Origin of the sequence: Mycobacterium talmoniae, assembly GCF_001854525.1 — a bacterium.
In the GTDB taxonomy this organism is placed as follows: Bacteria; Actinomycetota; Actinomycetes; order Mycobacteriales; family Mycobacteriaceae; genus Mycobacterium; species Mycobacterium talmoniae.
Map to the genome: position 1 here is coordinate 1 of NZ_MLQM01000234.1, position 6120 is coordinate 6120.

Here is a 6120-nt window from a genome sequence, read left to right on the forward strand (position 1 = left end):
GCTGGGCTGCACCCGTGTGGGCTCGCCCGGCATTTTGGGGTAGTTGGGCGGATACGGCAGGTCCCCGAGTCCGCGGGCCTCATCGGCGACGACCATATCCAGCAGCGGTTCCAGCGACTGTTCGACTTCGTCGAGGGTGCGCCACGGGTCGTCGCGGCGGCGGACCAGGTCGGGCACGGTCGCGATGGTGTAGTCGTCGGGGTCGGCGTCGGCCAGGTCCTCCCAGCTCAGCGGGGTGGACACCGTCGCGATCGGGGTGCGTCGCACCGAGTACGCCGATGCCATGGTGCGGTCGCGCGCGTTCTGGTTGAAGTCGATGAAGATCCGGGCGCCGCGCTCCTCCTTCCACCACGAGGTGGTGACCGTGTCCGGGGCACGGCGTTCTACTTCGCGGGCCAGCGCGATGCCGGCGCGGCGCACCTCGATGAAATCCCAGTCGGTTTTGATCCGCAGGTAGACGTGGACGCCCCGGCCGCCCGACGTCTTGGCAAAGCCCACCAGGCCGAGCTCGTCGAGCAGCGGCCGCAGCACGTCCACGGCGACCGCGCGGGCCTGCGCGAACCCGGTGCCCGGCTGCGGGTCGAGGTCGATGCGCAGCTCGTCGGGGTGTTCGGTGTCCGGGCAGCGCACCTGCCAGGGGTGCAGCGTGATGGTGCCCATCTGCGCCGCCCAGACGATGGCGGCCGGGTGGCTGACCTTCAGCGCGTCGGCGGTGCGCCCGGACGGGAAGGTGATCCGGCAGGTCTCCAGGTAGTCCGGGTGCCGCTGCGGGATCCGCTTTTGGTAGATCTCTTCGCCGTCGATGCCGTCGGGGAACCGCTGCAGATGGGTGGGCCGGTCGCGCAGGGTGGCCAGCATCGGGCCGCCGCCCACCGCCAGGTAGTAGTCGACGAGGCGGCGTTTGGTGCCGGCGGACCCGAGCCGGGGAAAGTACACCTTGTCCGGGTTGGTCAGCCGGACGGTGACGCCGTCGACGTCGAGTTCTTCCGCGTTGGCGGTAGCCATCACGACTCCAGCACGTCGTACAGGTCGTAGCTCAACGGGACGTCGAGCTGGGCGAAGGTGCACGACCGCGGGTCGCGGTCCGGGCGCCAGCGCACGAACCGCACCGTGTGCCGGAACCGGGGGCCCTCCATCTGGTCGTAGGCCACCTCGGCCACCTTCTCCGGCCGGATCGGCACCCAGCGTTTGTCGGCGGCCGCGTTCCACCGGCTCGGTTCCCCCTCGTAGGTGACGTCGTCGCCGAGGCGCAGCGGTTCCAGCTCGGCCAGCAGTTTGTGGCGGTCTTTGACGGTGAACGACGCCGCACCGCCCACCATCTGCAGCTCGCCGTCGGCGCGGTACAGGCCCAGCAGCACGGACCCCACCCCCTGGCCGCTTTTGTGGATGCGGTAGCCGATCGCCACACAATCGGCGTCGCGGTGGTGTTTGACCTTCACCATCTCGCGTTTGCCTGGCTGGTAGGGCCCGTCGAGCCGCTTGGCGATCACCCCGTCGAGCCCGGCGCCCTCGAAGCTGCTCAGCCAGTGGGTGCCCAGCTCGGGGTCGTGGGTGACCCGGGTGAGGTGGCACCACTGCTTTTCGGTGATCGACTCGCCGAGCGCCGCGCGGCGCACCCGGAACGGCTCGTCGAGCAGGGCGGCGGACCCGGTGGCCAGCGCGTCGAAGCCGATGAAGTGGGCGGGGGTCTGTTGGGCCAGCATCGCCACCCGGCTGGCCGCCGGGTGGATGCGCTGGCTCAGCGACTCCCAGTCCAGCCGGATGCGGCCGTCGACCCGGCGGGGGACGACGACCTCCCCGTCCAGCACGCAACGGGTGGCCACCTCATCGCGCAGCGCGTCCAGCAGTTCCGGGAAGTAGCGGCCCAGCTCCTTGCCGTTGCGGGACTGCAGCACCACCTCGTCGCCGTCCCGAAACACCAGGGCCCGAAACCCGTCCCACTTCGGTTCGTACGACCACACCCCGGCCTCGTCGGGCACCCGGGCGGCGGCCTTGGCCAGCATCGGCTCGATCGGTGGCTGTACGGGCAGGTCCACGCGGTCCATCCTGGTCTATGGGGTTATGGCCACACCAGCCTGAACCGGTGCTCTACCGGTAGACCGGCCCCCGGACCGGAACTCATCGCCGCCCGCGGGCGGCGAGCCCCGGGCGGGCTCACACCGCCACGGTGAAGGTCGACAGCCCGCGCAGCGTCACATTCGGCTTGTACACCGGGACGCTGTCGGCCCGCGCGTTCGGGAAGCGGCGCGTCACCGCCGACAGCGCCACCCCGGCCTCCAGCCGGGCCAGCGGCGCGCCGAGGCAGAAATGCACCCCGCGGCCGAACGCCAGATGCCGGAACGGCCCGCGGTCCGGGTCGAAGGCGTCGGGGTGCGCGAACTCGGCGGGATCCCGCTGGGCGGCGGCCAGCAGCAGCATCATGGTGTCGCCCTTGGCCACCGCGGTGTCACCGATCGTCAGGTCGTCGGCGGCGATCCGGGCGACCAGCTGCACCGGTGGGTCATAGCGCAGCGTCTCCTCGATGATCGCCGGGGCCCGGCCGGCGTCGGCGGCCAGCGCGGCCCAGTTCCCCGGGTGGCGCAGCATCGCCAAAATGGCGTTGCCGATCAGGTTCACCGTGGTCTCGTGGCCGGCGATCAGCAGCAGGTTGCAGGTGGAGATGATCTCCTCTTCGGTGAGCTGATCACCGGCCTCTTCCACCGCGATCAGCCCGGACATCAGATCCTCGCCGGGGCGGGAGCGGCGCCGCTCGATCAGGTCGTGCAGGTAGTCGCGCAGCCACTGACCGGCCCGCAGCCGGTCCTCCATGCGGTCCGGTAGCGCGCCGGTGAACGCGAAAAACGGGTCCAGCGACTGCGCCAGCAGCGCCGATGCCCGGCTGAACTGCGGCTCGTCGTCCACCGGCACGCCCAGCAGCCGGCAGATCACCGCCACCGGCAGCGGATAGGCCAGGTCGTCGATGACGTCGAACCGGCCGCGTTCGGCGATCCGATCCAGCATCGCGTCCACCAGCGCGGTGATCTCGGGTTGCAGCGCGTTGACGACTTTCGGCGCGAACGCCTTGCTGACCAGCCGGCGCAGCCGGGTGTGATCGGGCGGGTCGAGGAACAGGAAACCGGGCGGGCCCTGCGGGCGCGGCAACTCACCGGCCGCGATCTGCTGCTGCGCATAGCCGGATTTGAGCCGGTCATTGGCCGACGACGGATGCCGCAGCACCGCGTCGCAGTCCCGGTAGGTCGCGAACACGGTGAGGTTGGCCTCCGGCATGCGCAGGGGGCCGCGGTCGCGGAACTGGGCGCACACCGGGTACGGGTCGGCGCGGTTCGCGGGGTCCAGCAGCTCGAACAGCAGGGCTTGCGCCTCGGAGGTGTCCGGGACGGTCGTCATAACGCGGCGGGGCGCTGGTTTGGCACCCGCACAGCCTAGGGAACCGGGGTTGTTTGTGGGGCCCTACCTGGTGCGCGGCGGGCGGCCGGCTATTTGCGTTTGTTGGTCGACCGCGACGCGGTGGCACCGTGGCGACCGCGGCCGGCCTTCCCGGACGGGCGACGGTTTTTCAGCCCCCCGGACGGCGCGGCGTCGGCCGCATCCGCCTCGGACGTGGATTTCGAGGATGGCTTGCCCCGCCACCACGACCGGGTCTTCTTGGGCTCCGCGACCTCGAGGGTTTCCTGGGTGATCGGCACGTCCTCGGCGCTGGTCGGCTCCGCCGGCTCCTCTTCGGCGGCGTCGGAGTCGGTCTCGGGTTCCTCGGCCTCGGCTTCCGGCTCCGCGGCCCCCTCCTCGGCTTCCGGCTCCGCGGCGGCCTCGTCGACCTCGGCTTCCTCGGCTTCCTCGGTCTCTTCGGCGCTCTCCGCGGTCTCGTCGGCGGTCTCCTCGACCGGTTCACCCTTCTTGCGACCCCGGCGGCGCTGCTTGGGCTCCTTGGGTTTGAGCGGTTTGGGCGGCGGGGGCGGCAGCTCGGCGACAAACGACAGGTAGAACGCAGCGATGCCGAGCAGGCCGACCGCGGCGGCGGCCCCGTAAATCCCGAACAACCACTGCCCGACGTTGTCCAGCGACAGCCAGATCTCGCTGATCGCGGTGCCCGCGATCAGCACCCCGGCCAGCACGTGGCCCACGATCGACCAGGTCCGCAACGTCAGCGCCAGCTGCGGGGTGCCGAACTCCGGTTTGCGGGTCCGCAGCAAGGTGAACAGCACCGGCAACGCGGCCAGCGCAATCAGCACCGCCGCCACGATCCGCAACACTGTGCCCAGCGTGGGCGAGGTTGCGCCGGTCAGCTCCCACCAGCGGGGCAGCACGAACAGGAAGTACAAGACCGCGGCGAGGACCGAGAACGACGCCTGCCACACGATGGCGACGGTGCGCCCCATTGCTCTCCTTGGATCCGTCGGCGCTGACTGGCACGAGGGGGCGACCAAACCTGAGATCAGGCCTGGTCGCACCCCGCGAACCGCGTGCGGAGGATGCGGGATTTGAACCCGCGAGGGCTATTAACCCAACCCGCGTTCCAGGCGAGCGCCATAGGCCACTAGGCGAATCCTCCGTGGGTCATGGTAGCCGAGTCGGGCAAGACGGCTCGCGGCCGCCGCGAAGCCAGGTATTACACTCGCGGTGGACCCCGCGCGGCGTCTATCCTGTGAACTCCCCCAGGGCCGGAAGGCAGCAAGGGTCAATGGGCTCTGGCGGGTGCGCGGGGTCCCCCATATATCGGAGCCCGCGGGCGGCCCGGCCCAAGTCACAACCCACGGTGTTCGACGGTGAAAGGCGCATGGTGTCGTACAGCTCCCTCAGTCGTGCGGAGCTCGCGGCTCAGCACGGCCGCCACCAGCAGGGCTACGCCGACCTGCAGGCCAAGAAGCTGGCCCTGGATCTGACCCGGGGCAAGCCCGCGCCCGAGCAGCTCGATTTGTCCAACGCGCTGCTGAGCCTGCCCGGCGACGACTATCGCGACGGCGACGGCACCGACACCCGCAACTACGGCGGCCTGCACGGCCTGCCCGAGCTGCGGGCCATCTTCGGCGAGCTGCTGCACATCCCGGTGCCCAACCTGATCGCCGGCAACAACGCCAGCCTCGAGTTCATGCACGACGTCGTGGTGTACTCGCTGCTACACGGCGGGGTGGACTCGCCACGGCCCTGGCGTGAGGAGCCGGTCGTCAAGTTCTTGTGCCCGGTGCCCGGTTACGACCGGCATTTCGCGATCACCGAGTCGCTGGGCATCGAGATGATCCCGGTCCCGATGGGCGAAGACGGCCCGGACGTCGACTTGATCGAGGAGCTGGTCGCCGTCGACCCCGCCATCAAGGGCATGTGGTGCGTCCCGGTGTTCGCCAACCCGACCGGGGCCACCTATTCCTGGGAAACTGTTCACCGGCTTGTCCAGATGCGTACGGCGGCAAGCGATTTCCGGCTGTTCTGGGACAACGCGTATGCGGTGCACACGTTGACGCTGGACTTCCCCCGCCAGGTCGACGTGCTGGGGCTGGCCGCCAAGGCCGGAAACCCCAACCGGCCCTACGTGTTCGCCTCCACCTCGAAGATCACCTTCGCCGGTGCCGGGGTCAGCTTCTTCGGCGGGTCGCTGGGCAACATCGCCTGGTATCTGCAGCACGCGGGCAAGAAGTCGATCGGCCCGGACAAGGTCAACCAGCTGCGTCATCTGCGGTTTTTCGGTGACGCCGACGGGGTGCGGCTGCAGATGCGGCGCCACCAGCAGCTGCTGGCACCGAAATTCGCACTCGCGCTGGAGATCCTGGACCGCCGCCTCGGGGAGTCCAAGATCGCCTCGTGGACCGAGCCCAAGGGCGGCTATTTCATCAGCCTGGACGTGCTGCCCGGAACCGCACGGCGCACCGTGGCGCTGGCCAAGGACGCCGGCATCGCGGTCACCGAGGCCGGCGCGTCGTTCCCGTACCGGCACGACCCCGACGACAAGAACATCCGGATCGCGCCGACCTTCCCGGCGCTGCCGGATCTCGGTGACGCGATCGACGGCCTGGCCACCTGCGCGTTGCTGGCCGGCACCGAGTCACTGCTGCGTTGACGGCGCCGAACGTGTACTCAGCACGAAAAATCGGCCGGATTCTCGCGCTGAGTACACGTTCGGCGGCGGGC

5 protein-coding genes, 1 tRNA gene and 1 other RNA gene are annotated in these 6120 nt (G+C 70.0%); 2 read left to right on the forward strand and 5 right to left on the reverse strand.

The window, feature by feature from the left end; translation table 11 throughout:
• The 5 genes from ligD to BKN37_RS25115 all read right to left on the reverse strand — a co-directional run.
• The coding region (gene ligD / locus BKN37_RS25095) for a non-homologous end-joining DNA ligase (RefSeq protein WP_071029755.1) at positions 1–1005 on the reverse strand (1005 nt) is incomplete at its 3' end.
• Positions 1005–2045: an ATP-dependent DNA ligase gene (locus BKN37_RS25100; protein ID WP_071029757.1), complete on the reverse strand. Its 1041-nt coding sequence runs from the start codon at positions 2043–2045 to the stop codon at positions 1005–1007. The genes BKN37_RS25100 and ligD, both read right to left, overlap by 1 nt.
• A gap of 109 nt (positions 2046–2154) precedes the next feature.
• On the reverse strand, positions 2155–3387 hold the full coding sequence (locus BKN37_RS25105) for a cytochrome P450 (RefSeq protein WP_071029759.1): 1233 nt from the start codon (positions 3385–3387) through the stop codon (positions 2155–2157).
• A gap of 89 nt (positions 3388–3476) precedes the next feature.
• Positions 3477–4376 carry a lipid uptake coordinator LucA gene (gene lucA / locus BKN37_RS25110; RefSeq protein WP_071029761.1) on the reverse strand — a complete coding sequence of 300 codons (900 nt, stop codon included), beginning with the start codon at positions 4374–4376 and terminating at the stop codon, positions 3477–3479.
• A gap of 87 nt (positions 4377–4463) precedes the next feature.
• A tRNA-Ser gene (locus tag BKN37_RS25115) sits at positions 4464–4549 on the reverse strand.
• Positions 4550–4616: 67 nt separating this feature from the next.
• Between BKN37_RS25115 and ffs the strand changes: the two genes are divergently transcribed.
• Together ffs and BKN37_RS25125 are read left to right on the forward strand one after the other, a co-directional pair.
• Positions 4617–4711: signal recognition particle sRNA small type (ffs, locus tag BKN37_RS25120), an RNA gene on the forward strand.
• 66 nt (positions 4712–4777) lie between these two features.
• Positions 4778–6049, forward strand: coding sequence for an aspartate aminotransferase type Ic (locus tag BKN37_RS25125; protein WP_158260275.1), 1272 nt, complete (start codon positions 4778–4780; stop codon positions 6047–6049).
• Positions 6050–6120: the final 71 nt, after the last annotated feature.